Origin of the sequence: Paracoccus kondratievae (assembly GCF_009301415.1) — a bacterium.
GTDB lineage: Bacteria > Pseudomonadota > Alphaproteobacteria > Rhodobacterales > Rhodobacteraceae > Paracoccus > Paracoccus kondratievae.
The window spans coordinates 1,477,060-1,498,176 of sequence record NZ_CP045072.1; the positions used below are offsets into that span (position 1 = coordinate 1,477,060).

General features: G+C 61.7%; 14 protein-coding genes and 1 tRNA gene. 5 read left to right on the forward strand and 10 right to left on the reverse strand.

The genetic code is table 11. The features are described from left to right. Positions 1 to 20 precede the first annotated feature (20 nt). The 4 genes from F8A10_RS07375 to F8A10_RS07390 form a co-directional block, all read right to left on the reverse strand. Positions 21 to 545 (reverse strand): DUF4177 domain-containing protein, encoded by a 525-nt coding sequence (locus F8A10_RS07375; protein WP_010392608.1) that lies wholly within the window; start codon positions 543 to 545, stop codon positions 21 to 23. A 176-nt stretch (positions 546 to 721) separates the two neighbouring features. After that, complete coding sequence (gene gatB, locus F8A10_RS07380; RefSeq protein ID WP_085501127.1) at positions 722 to 2,233, reverse strand: Asp-tRNA(Asn)/Glu-tRNA(Gln) amidotransferase subunit GatB; 1,512 nt, start codon at positions 2,231 to 2,233, stop codon at positions 722 to 724. An 81-nt stretch (positions 2,234 to 2,314) separates the two neighbouring features. Then, complete coding sequence (locus tag F8A10_RS07385; protein WP_010392611.1) at positions 2,315 to 4,225, reverse strand: monovalent cation:proton antiporter-2 (CPA2) family protein; 1,911 nt, start codon at positions 4,223 to 4,225, stop codon at positions 2,315 to 2,317. Further along, a complete protein-coding gene (locus tag F8A10_RS07390) occupies positions 4,225 to 7,347 on the reverse strand; it encodes a hypothetical protein (protein ID WP_152367000.1) in 3,123 nt (1,040 codons plus the stop codon). The genes F8A10_RS07385 and F8A10_RS07390 overlap by 1 nt, the downstream gene beginning before the upstream one ends. Before the next feature lie 198 nt (positions 7,348 to 7,545). Between F8A10_RS07390 and F8A10_RS07395 the strand changes: the two genes are divergently transcribed. After that, positions 7,546 to 8,394: an SIMPL domain-containing protein gene (locus F8A10_RS07395; RefSeq protein WP_040601652.1), complete on the forward strand. Its 849-nt coding sequence runs from the start codon at positions 7,546 to 7,548 to the stop codon at positions 8,392 to 8,394. Between the two features lie 48 nt (positions 8,395 to 8,442). On the opposite strand, the gene F8A10_RS07400 is transcribed toward F8A10_RS07395, so the two are convergent. The 6 genes from F8A10_RS07400 to metH form a co-directional block, all read right to left on the reverse strand. Further along, positions 8,443 to 9,729, reverse strand: coding sequence for an O-acetylhomoserine aminocarboxypropyltransferase/cysteine synthase family protein (locus tag F8A10_RS07400; RefSeq protein ID WP_010392616.1), 1,287 nt, complete (start codon positions 9,727 to 9,729; stop codon positions 8,443 to 8,445). 291 nt (positions 9,730 to 10,020) lie between these two features. After that, on the reverse strand, positions 10,021 to 11,148 hold the full coding sequence (locus tag F8A10_RS07405; protein ID WP_227493353.1) for a Hint domain-containing protein: 1,128 nt from the start codon (positions 11,146 to 11,148) through the stop codon (positions 10,021 to 10,023). Positions 11,149 to 11,182: 34 nt separating this feature from the next. Further along, positions 11,183 to 11,587 carry a hypothetical protein gene (locus F8A10_RS07410; protein ID WP_138918263.1) on the reverse strand — a complete coding sequence of 135 codons (405 nt, stop codon included), beginning with the start codon at positions 11,585 to 11,587 and terminating at the stop codon, positions 11,183 to 11,185. Positions 11,588 to 12,483: 896 nt separating this feature from the next. Then, positions 12,484 to 12,975 (reverse strand): YciE/YciF ferroxidase family protein, encoded by a 492-nt coding sequence (locus tag F8A10_RS07415; protein ID WP_010392623.1) that lies wholly within the window; start codon positions 12,973 to 12,975, stop codon positions 12,484 to 12,486. Between the two features lie 400 nt (positions 12,976 to 13,375). Further along, positions 13,376 to 13,462: transfer RNA gene (locus F8A10_RS07420), tRNA-Leu, on the reverse strand. Positions 13,463 to 13,537: 75 nt separating this feature from the next. After that, positions 13,538 to 17,290, reverse strand: a complete 3,753-nt coding sequence (gene metH / locus F8A10_RS07425) for a methionine synthase (RefSeq protein ID WP_152367002.1) — start codon at positions 17,288 to 17,290, stop codon at positions 13,538 to 13,540. A gap of 168 nt (positions 17,291 to 17,458) precedes the next feature. Here metH and lipB point away from each other — a divergent pair, with 168 nt between their 5' ends. The 4 genes from lipB (at position 17,459) to F8A10_RS07445 (ending at position 21,067) form a co-directional block, all read left to right on the forward strand. Then, positions 17,459 to 18,115, forward strand: coding sequence for a lipoyl(octanoyl) transferase LipB (gene lipB / locus F8A10_RS07430; RefSeq protein WP_010395726.1), 657 nt, complete (start codon positions 17,459 to 17,461; stop codon positions 18,113 to 18,115). Positions 18,116 to 18,256: 141 nt separating this feature from the next. Continuing rightward, positions 18,257 to 18,727 (forward strand): c-type cytochrome, encoded by a 471-nt coding sequence (locus F8A10_RS07435; RefSeq protein WP_010395727.1) that lies wholly within the window; start codon positions 18,257 to 18,259, stop codon positions 18,725 to 18,727. Positions 18,728 to 18,881: 154 nt separating this feature from the next. Then, positions 18,882 to 20,558 carry a cytochrome c oxidase subunit I gene (ctaD, locus tag F8A10_RS07440; RefSeq protein WP_010395729.1) on the forward strand — a complete coding sequence of 559 codons (1,677 nt, stop codon included), beginning with the start codon at positions 18,882 to 18,884 and terminating at the stop codon, positions 20,556 to 20,558. Positions 20,559 to 20,575: 17 nt separating this feature from the next. Further along, the gene (locus F8A10_RS07445) at positions 20,576 to 21,067 is read left to right on the forward strand and encodes a DUF2244 domain-containing protein (RefSeq protein WP_010395731.1); all 492 of its coding nucleotides are present in this window, start codon (positions 20,576 to 20,578) and stop codon (positions 21,065 to 21,067) included. The last annotated feature ends 50 nt before the right edge of the window (positions 21,068 to 21,117 follow it).

Consider the following 21,117-nt stretch of genomic DNA (forward strand, 5'->3'; position numbering starts at 1 on the left):
CCTCGCACGATATGTGACGATTAACGGCTGGCCGGGCCAAGACGCGGCCCGGTCGGGGCGGGCGCCTGGGGTGCGGTCAGCGGCGGTTCGGACACCCGGCTCCGGGCGTTCGGCGCAACCGGTGCGGTCAGAGGCGCGGCGGGTTTCGGCGCAGCGCGCATCGGTTGGCTGAACGGCCCACGCGGCTGGGCCGCAGCCTCATCCTCGGGCTGAGCCTGGGTTTGCGGCTGTGCTTCGGCAGGTTCCGCGACCGGTGCGGCAACCGGCGGCGCGACAGGCTCGGCCAGCGGCACCTCTTGTCGGGTCGAAACGGCCAGCGCTCTACGAAAAACCAGCAGGTTGTGATAGACGGTGGTCCGGCTTGTCAGACCCGAACGCTCTTCTGCCGGCAAGGTCTCGGCGCGGACATATTCCCAGCCATCACGGCCCATCTCGTTCAGCACATCGCTGAGCGTGGCGGCAAAGCGTTCGATCCCACTGCGGGCACCCCTGGCCTTTTCGCCGCGCGCGGGTGCAGGGATGACGGTGTATTCATAGCTGGTCATGCGTCTGCCTTTCCTTTGTCGCGCAGGTTAGGCGAGATGAAACGTCAAGGGAAGCACCTCGCGCAGCAGCACCCCTAGCCCGCCCTGCACGAGCGCGTGAGGCCGATCAAAGGCCCCGCATGAAAAAAACCGCCCCCGGCACGAGGGCGGCTGACTGATCAGGGGAAAGCCGGGCTTCAGCTCAGCTTCCTGGCGACCAGTTCGTTCACAGCAGCCGGGTTGGCCTTGCCGCCGGTCGCTTTCAGCACCTGACCAACGAACCAGCCAGCCAGTTTGGGGTTGGCCTTGGCCTTTTCCACCTGCGCCGGGTTTGCGGCGATGATCTCATCAACCGCCTTTTCGATCGCGCCCAGATCGGTAACCTGCTTCATGCCGCGCTCTTCCACGATTGCGGCGGGGTCGCCTCCTTCGGTCCACAGTATCTCAAACAGGTCCTTGGCGATCTTGCCCGAGATGTCGCCCTTGGCGATCAGGTCGATCACCCCGCCGAGCTGCGCTGCCGAAACCGGAGAATTCTCGACCGTCAGCCCCTCTTTGTTCAGGCGGCCGAACAGCTCGTTGATGACCCAGTTTGCCGCCTGTTTGCCATCGCGGCCAGCAGCGACCTGCTCAAAGAAATTGGCGTTCTCGACCTCGGCAGTCAGCACGCCGGCGTCATATTCCGACAGGCCGAGTTCAGTGACGAAACGCACCTTTTTCTCATCCGGCAGTTCAGGCATCGAGGCCGCAATGCCATCCACCCACTCCTGCTCGATCTCAAGCGGCAGCAGGTCGGGATCGGGGAAATAGCGGTAGTCATGCGCCTCTTCTTTCGAGCGCATCGAACGGGTCTCGCCCCGGTCAGGGTCATAAAGCCGGGTCTCTTGCTCGATCTTGCCACCATCTTCGAGAATGGCGATCTGCCGGCGGGCCTCATATTCGATGGCCTGCTGGATAAAGCGCAGCGAGTTCATGTTCTTGATCTCGCAGCGGGTGCCAAGATGGCTGTGATCGCCCGTTTCCTGATAGCGCTCATAGGCACCGGGCTGGCAGACCGAGACGTTCACGTCGGCACGCAGGTTACCGTTCTGCATGTTGCCGTCACAGGTGCCAAGATAGCGCATGATCTGGCGCAGCTTGGCGACATAGGCGGCAGCTTCTTCAGGGCCGCGGATATCGGGGCGGCTGACGATCTCCATCAGCGCCACGCCGGTGCGGTTCAGATCCACGAAGGACATGTTGGGATCCATGTCGTGGATCGACTTGCCGGCATCCTGTTCAAGGTGGATCCGCTCGATCCGGACACGGCGGGCGACGCCCGGGGCCATGTCCACGATCACTTCGCCTTCGCCCACAATGGGGTGATAAAGCTGGCTGATCTGATAGCCCTGTGGCAGGTCAGGATAGAAATAGTTCTTGCGGTCAAAGGCCGAGACCAGATTGATCCGGGCCCTGAGCCCCAGCCCGGTCTTGACCGCTTGCGCAACGCAGAATTCGTTGATCACCGGCAGCATGCCCGGCATGGCGGCATCGACGAATGCGACATGGCTGTTCGGTTCGGCCCCAAAACCGGTCGAGGCACCCGAGAACAGCTTGGCATTCGACGCGACCTGAGCGTGAACCTCAAGCCCGATGACCAGTTCCCAGTCCTGTTTCGCCCCCTGAATGACTTTGGGTTCCGGGGCGGTATAGGTCAGATGGTCAAGCATGGCATTTCCCTTGGCAAGGTTGCCCTGCCTTCTAGGCGCTTGGCGCGCGGCTCGCAAGAGTTGCGCGCGGATCGCAGCTGCCTAGCGCCCACCGGGGCGGCCCGGACGGGTCAGGCCATGTTCGGGCGCCTCATCCTGATCGGCAACGATGGGGGCCGCGCTGGGACCATGGGCAAACCGCTCCATCAGAGCGTTTTCAAGGTGGCGGTTCAGGTCGCGGCTCAGCGCTATATATTCCGGGTTCTCATCCACCGGAACGCCGGGCTTCCACACCTCGGCCAGTTCACGCAGATGCGCACGGTCCATGCGATAAAAGATGCGCTCAAGCTCGGACGCCTCATAGGGGGACAGCCCCATATTTTCGAGCACATAGCGTCCCGCGCGCAGCGAGCTGTCAAAGGTTTCCCGCACGATATGATCGGCCCTGGCAGCATAGAGACGAAAAACGTCGATCCGGTCCCGCGCCCGGGCGATGATGACGATATCGGGGCGCTTTTCACGGGCATAGCGGATCAGACGCAGGTTCGCCTCGGGGTCGTCCAGCGCCGCGACCAGCACCCGCGCCTTGTCAAGACCGGCAGCCATCAGAATCTCGGGCCGGGTCGGATCGCCGAAATAGCCTTTGAAACCGAAACGCCGCATAAGCTGGATCACCTCAAGATCGTGATCAAGCACGGTCGTCTTGTACCCCGACATCGTCACCAAGCGGTTCAGCACCTGACCAAAGCGCCCCACCCCGGCAATGATGATCGGCTGCTGCTCTGAAATCTCATCCGCGATATCGCTGGCCCTTTCCTCGGCGATACGGCGCGAGATGAAATCCGACAGGATGAACAGCAGCGGCGTCGCCAGCATCGACAACGCAATGACAAGCAGAAACCCCTGCGCCACCAGCCGGGGCAGAATGGCCAGCGACACGGCATAGGAAATCAGCACAAAGCCGAACTCGCCCGCCTGCGCAAGCGACAGGGTAAACAGCATCCGGTCACGCCCGCGAATACCTGTCAGCCGCGCGATCAGATGCAGGATCAGCGCCTTGATGGCGATGACCGTCACCGTGATCCCGATCACTGTCACCGGATATTCGGACAGCAGGCGAAAATTCATCCCTGCCCCGACGGTAATAAAGAACAGCCCAAGCAGCAGGCCCTTGAAGGGCGCGATCTGGCCCTCAAGCTCATGGCGGAACTCAGAGCCTGCCAGCATCACCCCGGCCAGAAAGGTGCCAAGCGCGGGCGAAAGGCCGACGAACTCCATCAACGAGGCGATGCCGACAACGATCAGCAGCGCCATCGCAGTGTCGAGCTCATTCAGGCGTGCGGTATAAACCCAGCGAAACAGGGGCCGGATCAGATACTGGCCGATCAGCACCACCGCCCCTACCGCGCCAAGCGTGACCAAGGCGGCCGCCCAGCCGGGCAGCGCATGCATGAAAGCCTCACCAATATGCTCTTCGGCCTGCGGCAGGGGGGCACGGGTCGCCAGCAGCGGCATCAGCGCCAGCATCGGAATGACGGCAATGTCCTGGGTCAGCAGCACCGCAAAGGCCCCGCGCCCGCCCGGTGTATGCATCAGCGATTTTTCCGACAGCGTCTGCAGGACGATGGCGGTCGAGCTTAGCGCCAGGATCATCCCCAGCGTGACCGAAACATGCCAGTCCTGCCCCAGCGCCATGCCAACCAGCGCCAATAGCACCACGGTGCCGACGATCTGCATGCTGGCAAGGCCCAGCAGGCGCTTGCGCATCTGCCACAGCGCCTGCGGCTCAAGCTCCAGCCCGATCAGGAACAGCATCATTACCACGCCAAATTCGGCGAAATGCTGCAAATCGGCCATCTCGCCCGGCGTCCCGGCAAGCCCGAGCACCGGACCGATGACGATCCCCGCAATCAGATAGCCCAGAACCGAGCCCAGCCCCAGTCGCGCAGACAGCGGCACAGCGATCACCATTGTCATCAGATAGACAGTGGCGATCAGCAGGAATGTCTCCATCAGCGCCCGTCCAGCATGCGCAATTCGTGAACCCGGCCCGCCTTGACATAGGTCAGCCTGCCGTCGCCGATCGAGTTGATCGTGCCGCCGTCAATGCGGTCGCCGATACGGACCGTCACCACCTTGCCGTTGCGCAGCCGGATCAGCGCGCGGCTGGCCTTGCCCGCGCCAATGATGCCAATGATCGTCGTCCGGCCTACATTAAGGCCGCGCGGTTGCGTCGCAGCCTTGGCCACACTGGCCGAGGTCGGGCTTTTGGACAGGGCGGCGGCGGCAATCTCGGGCTCGTTATCGACCTCGGGTGGCTTGTATTCCTGACGGCGGGCGCGGGCTGCGCGTTCTTCGGCCTCGGCCTGCGCACGGGCGCGGGCTTCGGCCTGGGCGCGGGCCTCGGCCTCGGCCTTGGCGTCAGCGGCGGCACGGGCACGAATGCGCGCCTCGGCCTGCGCCTGAAGCTGCTCGTCAAGCTTGCGGCGCGCGGCAAGCTCTGCCTCGCTGGGTCCGGCAGCGGCGGGCGGCTCAGGCGCGGCAGCCGGGGCATCTGGCGCCGCTGCTGCTGCGGCGGCGACAGGAGCATCTCCGCGCCGGGGCGGCAGCGGCGATGACGCCAGCGCCGAAAGCTGCACCCCACCCGGAGTTGCGGGGGACGCGGCGACCGCAGCCGAGATCGCCTCTTCAACCGCCTGACTGGGAATGGCAGCTCGACCGGAACGTGCGGGCGGACGCGGTGAGCCACGCAAAAGCCCGCCCGAATCCCGGGCGGGCGCGGCAGCCGTGACGCGTTCGGGCCGGTCCGGTGGCGGCGTGGTCGCCGATCTGATTGCAGCATCAATGGCTGAAGGGCTGACCGCATCGCTGGCTGTGGCCGGAGACGCCCCACCCGGCTTATGCGGCGGGCGGACCTGCGCCAGCCGCGCATCAGGTGACGGATCGGGCAGACCCGTGACCAGCGCACTGCGGCCCAGATCCTGAATCAGCAGGCGCAGATGCAGTTGCTCAGCCGGGGTCAGCTCATCATTGGCCTGGACGGCACCCAGAACCTCGGACGTCGAGCCTTCGGGGCGCGAGGGCGGGCGGGCCGAACCGCGCAGCGTCGCCGCCCGGCTATTGTCAGTGGCCGCCGGTGGCGGCTGGACCGCCGCACCCGAGGCCGCAGGCGCAGCGCGGCGCGCACGTTCAGGCGGACGGGCACCCGAGATCGGCTGAGTCTTACGCTGGCTCGCCTCATAAGGCAGCGGATCAGAAGGCACACGAGGAGCAGAATCGGCGCGCGGCGTGGTGGTCTGCGGCGCGGCGCGGCGCGGGGCAAGCTGCGGACGGGCCGAACTGGTCAGCTGCGTTACCGCCGGGGCGGGCTTTTGCTGCGTCACCACGGCACGGGAAGGCCGCTGCGCCGGAGCAGGTGCCCGAGCAGTGGTCTGAGCCGGGGCTTGCGCCCGAGGCTGCGTCGGTGCCGGAGCCTCGGCAGCGCGGTTTTCAGCGGGTCGGGTCTCGGCAGGTTGAGGCTCGGCAGGCTGCGGATCAGCCGTGGCGGTCAGCGCAGGCTCGGCAGTAACCGGCTCTTCGACCGGCGCGGACGGGGTGGCAGGCGTGACCGAAGGCGGCACCACCGCAGCGGCAACCGCCGCGGCAGCGACGATGACACGACGCTTTTCCTCTTCGGTCAGCGCCGAAACCGGGGGCGCGGCAGACTCACTGACTGCCACTTGCCCGGCCGAGGTCTCAGGCTGGACCGCGGCAGGCTGCTCTCCGGTCGGGGCGATTCCCGGTTCGGCGGGGGTTTGCGGCGCGGTTTGCTGCTCCGGAACGGTCCCAGCGATCTGCGGCGCATCCTTTTCGGGCACGAGGAAGGCCCAGATCAGGATCAGACCGACCACCAGCGCCCCTAGCATACCAAGCAGGCTGACAAGGCCGCCACGCTCACCCGGGCGGCGCGGCTGAGCAGGCGCGCCGCCCAGGCTCCGCGCCTGACGGGCACCGGCAGCACGCTCATGCACCGCGCGGGCACGCGGATTCAGCCCGGCATTCGCAGGCGCGGCAGGGTGGTCCTCTGCTGCGACATGCGGCGTCGCAGGTTCATCGGACGCAACGGGGGCATCATCCGCTTCAGTGGCGGGAACTTCGGCAGCGGTCTCAACAGGTGCGGCCTCGGACGCTGCATCGCCTTGTGCTTCGGCAGCATCAGAAGCAGGTTTCGCGTCTGCTGCAGAGACGGTCTCTTCAGCCTCAGCGGCAGCATCGTCCGCCTGCGGCTCAACGGGTGCCTCAGCAGCAACCGGATCGGCCTCCTCGGCGGGTTCCTCTTTGTCCTCCACAGCCTCAGCGGACGCAGGATCTTCTACCGCGCCATCATCGACTGAGGTCGCAGCCTCACCCTCTGTCGCAGCCTCGCTCGCGGGCTCATCTTTGGGGCTTGCCCCGGAGATCTTGGCCTGTTCATCAGCAGCAGCCGGAACCTCGTCAGGGCCGCTTTCCACAGCCGGCTCATCCGGGCTGTCTTGCAGGTCCAGAGCTGCCTGCGCTGTGGTTTCCTTCTGCGCCTCATCGTCGATAAGCAGCGCGCCTGCTGTCACGCCTGCTTGCGTCAGGCCGATCCTGGGGCGGGGGCGCCGCACGGGGTCCAGCACAAAGACCGGCTCTCCGGGGTAAAGATCGGCAGGAGGGGTGGCGCAAAACCCCTGCCCCTCAAACCCGTATTGCTCGGCGAATTCGCGGGCTTCACGCAAGGTCTGGCGAGCCACGGCGGCCACGCGCACGCTGTCGCCGTCACCTTCCCAGTCAAAGGCCAGATCCTGGATCTTATACGGGGTCAGCCCGTCCAGCGCCCGACCCACCGCCAGTTCACGATCTGCGCCGGGCGCGACAGTCAGGGTGGTATAAAGGATCTGGTCGTCGGGAATGATCAGGGTAACCGGCAGTACCTCGTCCGAACCGGTCGCCATGTTGCGCAGGCGCACGAAATCATCGCGAAAGTCAGGTGCCGAGAAATCGACCGAGCCAAGATGCCGCCAGCCCGCAGGCGCCGCGCCATCCCCATGTTCCAAAACCCGGTCGCGCCGTTGCAGATGCACGGCGTCCTCGCTGAAAGAGAGGGCGTATTCAGGAGCGGAATCAAGCGACATCTATAGGCTTTGCCTTGCGGTTCCGGGCGCCGGGGCGCGTATTCATGATTGATAGTTCCGGACTAACGCAGAACGCCACCCGTGAAAAGCCAAACACCTGATTGTGAGGCATCCATCGGCGTGTTTCCGGTGTTATAGCGGCTCATGACAGCAATCGCGTGGAAGGGTCCGCCCAGCCCGCGTCAAGGAGAGATGACCATGTCCCAATTCCGCCCCCTCATCGCTGCAACTGCGCTGATGGTTCTGGCCGCAGGCCCGCTGGCTGCGCAAACCGCGCAACCCGACGTGCCTGCGCCCCCTGCGCCCATGGGACATCACAGCATGAAAGCCATGAAACACGCCCCTTTTGCCAAGCTGACCGTGACCGGCACCGGTCATGCCACCGCCCAGCCTGATATGGCCACGGTCTCGGTCGGGGTCAGCACCCGCGCCGCCACCGCCGCCGAAGCCATGTCACAAAATGCCGAACAGCAGAAAAAAGTGATCGAGACGCTGAAGGCCGAGGGGATCGAGGCGCGCGATATCCAGACCGCTGGTCTGAACCTGTCGCCGACCATGGATTATTCCGATCAGGGCAAACCGCCGAAGCTGACCGGCTATACCGCGCAAAACACCGTTTCGGTGCGGGTGCGCGACGTGGCGGGTCTGGGACCGGTGCTCGACAAGCTGGTCACCTCGGGCGCAAATGAGATCGGCGGTATCGTCTTTTCGCGTGAGGACATGACCGAGGCCGAGGACAAGGCCCGCACCGAGGCCGTCGCCGATGCACGCCGTCGTGCCGAAGTGATGGCCGAAGCGGCAGGCATGCGGCTGGGCGGCCTGCTGTCGCTTTCGGATGCCGCAGTCAGCAGCGGGCCGCGCCCGATGATGGCGATGCGTGTCCAGGAAAGCGCCGCGGCCGACACCCCGATCGAGGCCGGAGAGCTGGGGATCAGCACGAATGTCACCGCAGTCTTTGCCATGCTGCCGGCTGATGCGCCGGAAGTCGACGAGCCGGGCGACGCCCCCGCAACCGAGGCGGGGACCGAAGACGCCCCGGCGAACTGATCACAATCATAAGGGCGGCGCGGCAAGGCACCGCCCTTTTTCCTTGTCTCAGGCCGTGGCTGCCGCCAGCGCCTGATCCAGATCGGCGATAATATCCGCCGCGTCCTCGATCCCGATCGAAAGCCGCACCACATCGGGGCCCGCGCCCGCCGCGATCTTTTGCTCATCCGTCAGTTGGCTATGCGTGGTCGATGCTGAATGGATGACCAGCGAACGCGAATCCCCAAGGTTCGCCACATGGCTGAACAGCTTGAGGTTATCGACCAGTTTCACCGCCGCGTCATAGCCGCCCTTGATCGAGAAGGTAAAAAGCGCCCCTGCCCCTTTGGGATAGACGCGCCGCGCCGTCTCGTTCCACGGCGATGAGGCAAGGCCCGCATAGGTGACCGAGGTCACGCGCGGGTCGTTTTCAAGCCACTCCGCGACTTTCTGGGCGTTCTCGACATGGCGGGCCATGCGCAGGCCAAGGGTCTCGATCCCCATCAGCGTGTAATGGGCGGCCTGCGGGTTCATGGTCATGCCCAGATCGCGCAGCCCGATGGCGATTCCGTGGAATGTGTAGGCAAGGGCACCAAAGGTTTCGTGGAATTTCAGCCCGTGATAGGCAGGCTCGGGTTCGGACAGGCTTGGGAATTTACCCGAGGCGGACCAGTCGAACCTGCCGGAATCAACGATCACGCCGCCGGTTACCGTACCATTGCCGGTGATATATTTGGTCAGGCTGTGAACGACCAAAGTCGCGCCCAGTTCGATAGGCTTGCACAGCCATGGCGTCGCCAGCGTGTTGTCCACGATCAGCGGCAGGCCGACCTCATCCGCGATCCGCGCCACAGCAGGAATATCAGTGACATAACCGCCCGGGTTGCTGATCGATTCACAAAAGATCGCGCGCGTATCGTCATCGACCGCCGCCCGCACCGCCTGGGGATCGTCCAGATCGACAAACTTTACCCCCCAGCCAAAGCGTTTGATGGTCTGGCTGAACTGAGTGATCGTCCCACCGTAAAGCCGGGTCGAAGCAACGATATTGCGACCCGGCCCCATCAGCGGAAACAGCGCCATGATCTGGGCCGCATGGCCTGACGAACAGCAGACGGCGCCCGCGCCGCCTTCAAGCTCGGCCACGCGGGCCTGCAGCGCGGCGACCGTCGGATTGGTCAGGCGGGAATAGATGTAGCCAACCTCTTGCAGACCAAAAAGCCGCGCGGCATGGGCCGCATCCTTAAAGACATAGGCCGTGGTCTGATAAATCGGCACCTGCCGCGCGCCCGTTGCGGGATCAGGCGCAGTACCCGCATGAATAGCGGCCGTGTCGAAGCCCCAGTTGTCGGACATGAATTCTCTCCCCTTCTTCGCGGGAAAAGACTAGGGTCAGGACCAGGGTTTCGCCATAAAAAACCTGTCGCAGGACACAGGAAAGAACGGCGTTTCTGTTCAGCCCAAAGGGGTAAAACAGGTTATCTGCCGGATGCTGCGGAGAAAGGAAAAATCGTGCTTTCGAAGGGGCTGGAACGCAGATCCTGCATTTCGGCGCAACGTCCGCCTCGTCCCGGGTCAGAGCCGGTGACACAGACGAAAAAGCGGCAGGGCAAGGCCCCGCCGCTTTGGCAGATCTGATGCGCAGCCTTAGTTGACCAGGGCCTTGCCGTTGCTGATATGACGCACCGCCAGCTTGCGCCCCGCGCGGCCCGAAGGCATCAGGCGCACGGGCTGAACCGCGTCCTGCCCCTCCAGCACCCCACGCAGTTGGGGCAGGATTTGCAGGATCTCATCCACCGCCGCAGCGCCCAGCCCTTTAAGAGCCTCCGCGCCCAGATAAAGCGACTCGGTCGGTGCGCCGTTCGAGAAAACGATCTCATGCTGGTCAAACATCATGTGAAAATATTCGACCCGCTCTGTCCCGGTCTCGATGTCGATCCCCTCGACCTGCAACAGCTGCTTGGCCGCCACCAGAACCTCGGTGGTGCTGAACATCCGCTGAGCAATACGCGAGCGTACCAGGATGCGGTGCTGCGGCGAGACAAGAAGATCCGTCTCGGGCGTATTCGCGCCAAGCGCCCCGGCCCTGATGCGGATAGGCCGCAGATTGGCCGGGATGGGCTTGTCATGACCTCCGACAACTGCGCTGCCGATCCATTTTACCGGGCGGAAACCGCTGTCCATCGTCCGGACCAGCGTCCCGGGCCGGATGTCCTCAATGGCGACCGGTCCGTCGATGGTTTCGATCATCGTGCCACGCACGAAACAGACCTTGGTAAAGTTCAGCGTGACGGTGAAGGTGTCCGATTCGTTGAAGGTGCCGAATGCGTTACGTTCACGTGCGCTGACGACAAAGGTGACCGTCAGAGTCTCGCCATAAGCCAGATCCTGCCATGCCGCCGCCGTCGGATCGAAGGCGTAATGAACCGTATCATGATCGTAGTCGTCTTGGACGAGTTCGATCGGATTGATGCTGGGAAGATCGATACCGTCCCCGTCTACCATGGACGCAGAGCCCACGGAAGGTGCAGTCCCTATTGTGTATTCGTCCCATTCATTGTTCAGGGGATTTGGCGCCCAAGAGGTCCAGTCATCAGGGATGATGGGCAGGTCAGCGGTACGATGAAGCTGCACAATATCCTGAGAAAATACAGAGGAACTGACTACCGTACCATCCGCCGTCGCAAGATACCCTTCGGGGGTAAGATAGTAGCTGTCAGTGAACGAGGTGCCGCCAAGAAAGCCGGCGATGCCGCCATAGGCGATCTGTGCCATTAGTTTTCTCCATACCTAAAACTATTCATGCCCCTCAGACATGAATGGGTTTGATAGATCCGCCGCCCTTGCCGTCATGGGCAAAGACAACAGGCTGAGGTCTTCCATTCGGTTCGATCGGGGCGAGGCAGCGAAACCTTTCCTTACCCTCTTCGACAGGCAGGTTCTTTGCGGCCCAACCAAGGGCCGCAACCAGATGTTCGGCTCCGCCAGGTGCTGACAGGGCGATCAGCCAAAGATTCCCTTCAGTCCCGATATCCGAGGGCCTGAGACCGGAAATACCCATGGCGGCATAACGCTTTTCAGCATCCTGAGTCAGCCAGGACCACATCAGAAGTACGTCTGCGGGTCCCTGACTTTCGCCCAATCGCAACAGCTCAACCTGATGAAGATCGTGACATTTCGCCGCGACAGCCTTGAACAGCCCTATGGGGACCATGTCCCAAGCGCTGTCATTGAACGCAAACGCCAAAATATCCGTCGGTTTCATATGGGCCTCGAACGAACTGAGTAATTGTCACCTCGGCAGCCGATTTGGACACCGATTACATTAACCATCACACCATCTTTTCAATAAGCGCCAGTGTCTTTTTAGACAGTTACCCATATGCATCAGTCAGCGCCAACATCGACCTCGCCGCGCAAAGTCATGTATTATTATGAAGTAATATCAATTAATTATCATATGAATCGGCACCATGACCGGCCATCAGAAGGCCCGGAACATAACCATGATATCTGCCTGTGGATCACAAAAAAAGATGCAGCACCAACAAGATCCCCTGCCCTTCTCAGTATTATGATACCACCTTCAGCCCGAAAGTGACGCCGCGTAATTCCTGGGAAACTGCGCGCGACCCCCATAAAAACACGCAATGATTGAATTGCAGGGCAGAAAGTATCCAATTAGCCGGTTTTGATTCTGCACCTTTCGGTTTTGCCGATCATGTATTAGCAACTTTTGGTTGCATTATTCTTTCTGAACACAAAGACGACGATCAATCGACCGACCTTTCCCTCGGCCAAGAAAAGCACAGGTAGCAACGCCCCATGGCTGACATGATCAGCATGTATTGGAAATGAGTTTGCAGAAATCGAAGCATCCAGCCAGAGGGATTGGCCTTATAGTCAAAGAGATTGATTTAGACATAAACATTCGACATCTTACCACGCCATTCGCTCTGACATGCAGGACGCTTCAACCGCACCATACATCGATGATGCAGCCTTCACAGACGTCGTCCCGATGCAAAACCCGCCCGGAAAAACGCAGGGCGGGCTAGCAATCAGATGTGTTCAAGACAGTCAATCGCGCGGCAAATTTTATGAGCTGCGCTATTTTTTCGACGCTTTCCCGCCCTCATTCACCGCCATCACGGCCAATGCGGTAAGCTTGGAGTTCGCAGCCTTCTCTTCGTCAAGAATCGAGGTCAGCAACGTATGCGCCTCTTCATGACCCAGCACCTTGGCCCATTCGCGCAGGGTGCCATAGCGGGCGATCTCATAATGCTCGACCGCCTGCGCGGCACCGATCAGCGCCACGTCCAGCGCATGACCCGAGGCCTCTTCGATCAGCCCGTCCGCCTCTTTCAGAAGACCGTCCATGGCATCGCATTTCTCGCCCTCGGCCTTTTTTCCGATAGACTTGAACACCGCCTCAAGGGTCTTGATATGGCCTTTGGTCTCCGTCAGATGGTCCTCGATGGCGACCTTCAGTTCCGCATTGTTGGCCGATTTTGCTACCTTGGGCAGAGCTTTCGACAAGGCGTTCTCGGCCCAATAGATATCTTGCAACGTGTGTTCGAAAGCGTCCTGCAGCGTTTTCATAAGACAACTCCTCCACTGACATCGCCGCCTGGCGCGGCATTCAGGAGCAACGCGCAGGGGCTGGCGGGGTTCCGGGGACATCAGTGTGGGATTCGCAGCTTGTCCACAAGAAGAGCAGTGCAGGCCATGCCATGCCATGCCATGCCATGCCATGCCATGCCATGCCATGCCATGAGGCGATCTTTAAGGCAGTTCAGGACCTCAAACCATCGCCTGCCCGGTTACATGTCCAATCGCAAGAGCTTGGATGCCCATTTCCAGCGGGCTATTCGTAACCACAAGCCATTAATAGGCAGGCATGAAAGTAACATGGCGGAAAGATGTGAGGGCGCTAGACCATGACCCTATAGACCCTAGTGATCCCAAGGCCAGCGATTCTCAGAATATCTCTGAAAAGTGATGGTGCGGTCGAGAAGACTCGAACTTCCACTCCGGTTAAGGAACAGCGACCTCAACGCTGCGCGTCTACCAATTCCGCCACGACCGCATCCGTAGCAAGGCGGCTTCTAGACGCTTGCGCGGCGGATGAAAAGAGGCATTTTTCACCCGCCGCAGCTTTATTTCATTCTGCGGCCACTGCCGCCTGCGGGACATAGTTCAGGATCGGCGCCAACCAACGCTCGGCCTCGGAAACCGACATGCCCTTGCGTGCTGCATAGTCCAGAACCTGATCGTGCTCGACCTTGGCAACACCAAAATAATAGGCCTCGGGATGGCCGATATAAAGACCCGAGACCGACGCGCCGGGCCACATCGCCATTGATTCGGTCAGTTCGACCCCCGTTGCAGTCGTCGCATCCAACAGATTGAACAGCGTTACCTTTTCGGTGTGATCGGGCTGGGCCGGATAGCCGGGCGCGGGGCGGATGCCCTTGTACGGTTCGGCAATCAGCTCTTCGGGGGTAAAATTCTCGTCGGCATAGCCCCAGTACTGACGGCGCACCCGTTCATGCATCATCTCGGCCAGAGCCTCGGCAAAGCGGTCGGCCAGGGCCTGCACGATAATCGCCGAGAAATCGTCATGCTCGGCTTTGAAGCGGTCGGCGATCACCTGCTCTTCGCCCCCGGCGGTCACCACGAAACCACCGACATAATCCCGGTGGCCCTCGGGGGCGACGAAATCGGCCAGCGCGACATTCGGGCGGCCGTCACGCTTGGTGACCTGCTGACGCAGCGTGTGCAGCGTCGCCAAAGCCTCACCACGATCCTCGCCCGTATAAAGCCGGATATCATCTCCGACCCGGTTCGCCGGCCAGAAGCCGATGACCGCGCGCGGGTGGAACCATTTCTCGTCGATGATCCGCTTAAGCATCGCCTGAGCATCGCTGAACAGCTGCCGCGCGACCTCACCCTGCTTTTCATCCTCAAGGATGCGCGGGTAGACGCCCTTCAGCTCCCAGGTCTGGAAGAACGGAGTCCAGTCGATATAGCGCGCGATTTCGGCCAGATCGAAATCGTCGATCACCCGGGCGCCCAGGAATTCAGGGGCCCTGGCCTCATAGCCCGTCCAGTCGATCTGCAACGCATTATCGCGCGCGGTCGCCAGCGGCAGACGTTTCTTGTCAGCCTCGGCCCGGGCGTGCTTGTTTGCAACCTCGACATATTCGGCGCGAATGGTTTCGACATAGGCATTCTTCTGACCCGAAAGCAGATTGCCCACGACGCCCACTGCCCGGCTTGCGTCAGTGACATAGACCGCCTGCCCGCGCGCGTATTTCGGATGGATCTTGACCGCCGTATGCACGCGGCTGGTCGTCGCCCCGCCAATCAGCAGCGGAATGTCAAAGCCCTCACGCTCCATTTCAGAGGCGACATGGACCATCTCGTCCAAGGACGGGGTGATCAGACCCGACAGGCCGATGATATCGACCTTTTCAGCCTTGGCGATCTCAAGGATCTTGGTCGCCGGGACCATCACGCCAAGGTCGATGATCTCATAGTTGTTGCAGGCAAGGACGACACCGACAATGTTCTTGCCGATGTCGTGGACGTCACCCTTGACTGTCGCCATCAGCACCTTGCCGGCGCTGCCTGCCCCACCATTGCCGGCCTTTTCGGCCTCCATATAAGGCAGAAGATGCGCCACGGCCTGTTTCATCACCCGCGCCGATTTCACCACCTGCGGCAGGAACATCTTGCCCGAACCGAAAAGATCGCCGACCACGTTCATCCCGGCCATCAGCGGACCTTCGATGACATGCAGGGGACGCTCGGCCTTCTGGCGCGCTTCCTCGGTATCCTCGTCGATATATTCGGTGATGCCGTTGACCAGAGCATGTTCAAGGCGCTTTTCGACCGGCCAGCTGCGCCAGGTGAGGTCCTTTTCACGCGCCCTGGCCCCGCCTTCACCGCGGAAGCGTCCGGCGATCTCAAGCATGTTTTCGGTCGCCGTCCCGCCCCTGGCAGGCTTGCGGTTCAGCACCACATCTTCGCAGGCCTCGCGCAGTTCGGCGTCGATCTGATCATAGACCGCAAGCTGACCGGCGTTGACGATGCCCATATCCATCCCCGCCTGAATGGCGTGATATAGGAAGACAGCGTGCATCGCCTCGCGCACGGGTTCATTTCCGCGAAAGCTGAACGACAGGTTTGAGACCCCGCCTGACACGTGAACATGCGGCAACTGCTGGGTAATGCGCCGTGCGGCCCCGATAAAATCCAGGCCATAGTTGTCATGCTCTTCGATGCCGGTGGCGACAGCAAAGACGTTGGGGTCAAAAATAATGTCTTCGGGCGGGAAGCCGATCTTGTTGACCAGCAGGTCATAGGCGCGGGAACAGATCTCGACCTTGCGATTCTCGGTATCGGCCTGTCCGGTCTCGTCAAAGGCCATGACCACCACCGCCGCACCATAGCGACGGCATAGCCGGGCATGCTCAAGGAAGCTCTCTTCGCCTTCCTTGAGGCTGATCGAGTTGACGATTGCCTTACCCTGAACGCATTTCAGCCCGGCCTCGATCACCTCCCATTTCGAGCTGTCGATCATCACCGGCACGCGGGCGATATCGGGTTCGGCCGCGATCAGGTTCAGGTAGTCGATCATCGCCTGTTTCGAATCGATCAGGCCCTCGTCCATGTTGACGTCGATGATCTGGGCACCGTTCTCGACCTGATCGCGGGCCACGTCCAGCGCTGCCGCGTAATCGCCATTGGTGATCAGCTTGCGGAAACGTGCCGAGCCGGTGACGTTCGTACGTTCGCCCACGTTGACGAAGGGGATATCGTCCGTCTTGACGAAAGGCTCCAGCCCCGACAGGCGCAGGCGCGGTTCAATCTCGGGGATCGCGCGGGGCGGCAGGTTTTCAACGGCGCGGGCGATGGCCGAGATATGATCGGGGGTCGAGCCGCAGCAGCCGCCAACCACGTTGATCAGCCCCTCGCGCGCAAATTCCGCCACTTGCGCCGCCATATCCTCAGGCGATTCGTCGTACTGCCCCATCTCATTCGGCAGACCGGCATTGGGATAGGCACAGATCAGCGTATCGGCGACAGCGGAAAGCTCGGCCAGATGCGGACGCATGGCGGCGGCGCCAAGTGCGCAGTTCAGCCCGATGGTGATCGGCGTGGCGTGGCGGGTCGAATACCAGAAAGCAGTCGGCGTCTGACCCGACAGCGTACGACCGGAAAGGTCGGTGATCGTACCAGAGATCATTACGGGCAGGCGCAGGCCCTTTTCGACAAACACCTCTTCGCAGGCAAAGATTGCGGCCTTGGCGTTCAGCGTGTCAAAAATGGTCTCGATCAGCAAAAGATCGGCGCCTCCCTCGATCAGGCCCCGGACCTGCTGCGCATAAGCGACGCGCAAATCATCAAAGGTCACAGCGCGATAGCCGGGGTTGTTCACGTCCGGGCTGATCGAAGCGGTGCGGTTGGTCGGCCCCAATGCCCCGGCGACCCAACGCCTGCGGCCATCCTCGGCCGTGGCGCGATCCAGCGCCTGCCGGACAAGGCGGGCACCGTGGAGGTTCAGATCATAGACTGCGGCCTCCATCCCATAGTCGGCCTGGGCGATGGTAGTCGAGGAAAAGGTATTGGTCTCGACAATATCCGCGCCTGCCTTGGCATAGCGATAATGGATATCTTCGATCGCCTTGGGCTGGGTCAGGTTCAGAAGGTCGTTATTGCCTTTTTGCGGGTGATCCCCCGGTGCGGGGGGATGGCAGCCACAGCCGCAGCCCGCGCCATGGCCGGCAAAGTCATCCTCGCTAAGGCCAAGCTGCTGAATCTGCGTCCCCATCGCACCGTCGAGGATCAGGATGCGTTGGCGCGCCGCAGCGCGCAGTTCCTCAAAAACCGGAGAAAGGGGCAAGGTCATGGTCCAGGTCCGCGCGTTTCATGGAAATGGCTGTATAGCCGTTGATGAAGAGATAGTGAAATTCAACATCCGCACAATGATCTTGCATGGAATTCATGACCCGCCGGGGAAACTACCGGCGCGACTGCCCTCTTGCGGCAAAGAGCGGCGGGGATTATCTCGCCCCGCATGACCGAATGGATGACCGCCCCCGGCCTGACCGATTATCTTGAAGCCGTGGCCTTCATGGAGGCGCGCGCCGCCGCCATTGCGGCTGGCACGGCGGGGGAACTTGTCTGGCTGGTCGAGCATCCGCCCCTTTACACTGCCGGGACATCGGCTCGGGCGGCCGATCTGCTGAACGCGCGCTTTCCCGTCCATGAAACCGGACGTGGCGGACAATATACTTATCATGGCCCGGGACAGCGCGTCGTGTATGTGATGCTGGATCTCAACCGACGGGGCCGCGACGTGCGCGCCTTTGTCAAGGCGCTGGAATCATGGGTCATAGATGCGCTGGCCGAGTTCAACCTCAGGGGCGAGATCCGCGACGGACGCGTCGGCGTCTGGATCGCCAGGCCTGACAAGACACCCCTGCCCGACGGTTCAATGCGCGAGGACAAGATCGCCGCCATCGGTGTCAAACTGCGCAAATGGGTCAGCTTTCACGGCATCTCGATCAATGTCGAACCGGATCTTGACCATTATTCCGGCATCGTGCCCTGCGGCATCTCGGGTCATGGCGTGACCAGTCTGGTGGACATGGGCCTGCCGGTGGGGATGGAGGACCTGGACCTCGCCCTGCGCGCAACCTTCACGCGCCATTTTCCGCCGTTCGAAGGCTGATTTTCGCTCTGCGGCAAATTCACCCTTGCCGGAACTGCGACCTTTTTCCTGTATTCGCTCGCCGTGACGCATGGTAGCCCTGTCATCGGGAGGCGGAGAGGTCCGTTCCCCGATAATAATGATACCCAAGAGGATTGACCGATGAAGATCAGCATCTGTGCCACTCTTGCCGCCATGACCCTTGCCCTGCCCGCCATGGCACAAGACGCGGGTGATCCCGTCAAAGGCCAGAAGGAATTCAACAAGTGCAAGGCCTGCCACATGGTTCAGGCACCTGATGGCACCAATATCGTCAAAGGCGGCAAAACGGGGCCGAACCTTTATGGCGTGGTCGGGCGCAAAGCTGGCACCGAAGAAGGGTTCAAATACTCGGACGCGCTGATCAAGCTTGGCGAGGCCGGAGAGGTCTGGACCACCGAGGATCTGGCCGCCTATATCACCGACCCCAACAAATATGTTGCGGAAAAAGTCGGCGATGCTGCGCTCAAGACCAAGATGACTTTCAAGTTGGCCAAGAATCAGGCCGATGTGATAGCCTTCCTTGCCGAGAACTCGCCCGAGGCGGGAGCAGAGGGCGAAGCCGGGGCCGCTGCTCCGGCCGAGGCGCAGTAAGCAGATCACACCGCGCCCCTGTTTGCGACAAAACCGCGCAGGGGTGCGACTTTTAGTCCTTTCTCCGCATTGCGAGGGGTGGGATTGTGGTCTAAGAAACAGCCGAGTCCGCTGGCCCTTGGGCCGGCCAGCCGCATGTCTAGGGAGTCTACGCATGGCAGACGCAGCCGTTCACGGCCACGGTGACCATCATGACACCCGCGGGTTTTTCACCCGCTGGTTCATGTCAACAAACCACAAGGATATCGGGATCCTGTACCTGTTCACGGCCGGCATCGTCGGCCTGATCTCGGTCTGCTTCACCGTCTACATGCGGATGGAGCTGCAGCACCCCGGCGTCCAGTACATGTGCCTTGAGGGCGCGCGCTTCATTGCCGACGCCTCGGCCGAATGCACGCCTAACGGGCATCTGTGGAACGTCATGATCACCTATCACGGTGTGCTCATGATGTTCTTCGTGGTCATCCCGGCACTGTTTGGCGGCTTTGGCAACTATTTCATGCCGCTGCATATCGGCGCCCCGGACATGGCCTTCCCGCGGCTGAACAACCTGTCCTACTGGATGTATGTCTGCGGTGTGGCGCTTGGCATTGCCTCGCTGCTGGCGCCAGGCGGTTCGGACCAGCTGGGTTCGGGTGTGGGCTGGGTGCTTTACCCACCGCTGTCGACCACCGAGGCCGGCTATTCGATGGATCTGGCAATCTTTGCCGTCCACGTCTCGGGTGCCTCGTCGATCCTTGGCGCGATCAACATCATCACCACCTTCCTGAACATGCGCGCGCCCGGCATGACGCTGTTCAAGGTGCCGCTGTTTGCCTGGTCGGTCTTTATCACTGCCTGGCTGATCCTGCTGTCGCTGCCGGTTCTGGCGGGCGCGATCACCATGCTGCTGATGGATCGCAACTTTGGCACGCATTTCTTTGATCCGGCCGGTGGCGGCGACCCGGTGCTGTATCAGCACATCCTGTGGTTCTTTGGCCACCCCGAGGTCTATATCATCATCCTGCCGGGCTTTGGCATCATCAGCCACGTTATCTCGACCTTCGCGCGCAAGCCGATCTTTGGCTACCTGCCGATGGTGCTGGCCATGGCCGCGATTGGTATTCTGGGCTTCGTCGTCTGGGCGCACCACATGTACACGGCTGGTATGTCGCTGACCCAGCAGGCCTACTTCATGCTGGCGACCATGACGATCGCCGTGCCGACCGGCATCAAGGTCTTTTCGTGGATCGCCACGATGTGGGGCGGCTCGATCGAGTTCAAAACGCCGATGCTCTGGGCCTTTGGCTTCCTGTTCCTGTTCACCGTCGGCGGCGTGACCGGCGTGGTACTGAGCCAGGCTCCTCTGGACCGGGTCTATCACGACACCTACTATGTCGTTGCCCACTTCCACTACGTGATGTCGCTGGGCGCGGTTTACGCAATCTTTGCCGGCATCTATTACTGGATCGGCAAGATGTCGGGCCGTCAGTACCCTGAATGGGCGGGCAAGCTGCACTTCTGGACGATGTTCATCGGTTCGAACCTGATCTTCTTCCCGCAGCACTTTCTGGGCCGTCAGGGTATGCCGCGGCGCTACATCGACTATCCGGTCGAGTTCGCCTACTGGAACAACATCTCGTCGATCGGCGCCTATATCGCCTTCGCCTCGTTCCTGTTCTTCATCGGCGTGGTGTTCTACACCCTCTTCGCCGGCAAGCGCGTGAACGTGCCGAACTACTGGAACGAGTATGCCGATACGCTGGAATGGACCCTGCCCTCGCCGCCTCCGGAGCACACCTTCGAGACGCTGCCCAAGCGCGAGGATTGGGACCACTCCCACGCGCATTAATCGCGCAAGCCAAAGCTATGCCCTATTCATGGCATGAAACGGCCCCGGAGAAATCCGGGGCCGTCTGCTTTCAGCTTGATATCTGGCCGCATCGCTCGCTGCCGCGTCGGGGCTTTGTCTGGGTGATCGGGGTGACCGCAGCCGGTCTGGCCTTTCCCCTGCTTGCAACTGTCGGCTCGGCGGTGCTGTGGGGGCTTTTGCCCTTTGCGGTGCTGGCGCTTTGGGCGCTGTGGCATGCAATCACCCGCAGCTACAGCGCCGCGCATGAGCGGATGATTCTGGACCGCGACCGCCTGATCCTGACCCGCAGAGATCCGGGCCGCAAAGAGCGGGTCTGGCGCACCAACCCCTATTGGGTGCGCACCTCGCTGCGCCATAACGGCCCGGTCGATGATTATCTGGTCCTGACCGATGGCCGGCGCGAGGTCGAGCTGGGCGCGTTCCTGTCCCCCGAAGAACGGGTGGCACTGCGGGACGATCTGGACCGTCACCTTGCCAAGCTGCGCTGAAACGGGAAAGGCCCGGACCTGATGGTCCGGGCCTTCCCAGTGTCCTGGCT